The sequence below is a fragment of the Verminephrobacter aporrectodeae subsp. tuberculatae At4 genome, from assembly GCF_000193225.1.
GTDB lineage: Bacteria > Pseudomonadota > Gammaproteobacteria > Burkholderiales > Burkholderiaceae_C > Acidovorax > Acidovorax aporrectodeae.
This window is the reverse complement of record NZ_AFAL01000667.1, coordinates 1-230: the sequence shown is the minus strand read 5'-3', so window position 1 is coordinate 230 and position 230 is coordinate 1. Positions and strand designations below refer to the sequence as shown.

Genomic DNA, 230 nt, shown 5'->3' with positions numbered 1-230 from the left:
CGGCTCAGGTGCAGCGTGAGGGTCTTGGCCGTGGCATTCACCGTGACGTTCTCGACGGCGATGGCCACGCCGCTGGCGCTGCTGACTGCAAAGGCCGTGGCAGAGGCCGTATGCGTCGCGTCCAGACCCAGGCTGCTCACCTCGGTATAGCTCAGCACCAGCTCGCGCCCGCTGACCGCGGCGCTGTCGAGCACGGGTGCCGTGGTGTCGGCTGCGGAGTTATTCGTTAC

General features: G+C 67.4%; 1 protein-coding gene. It reads right to left on the bottom strand.

The features are described 5' to 3' along the window. On the bottom strand, positions 1–230 hold a 230-nt coding region (locus VTU_RS28640), incomplete at both ends, for a SwmB domain-containing protein (protein WP_010107407.1).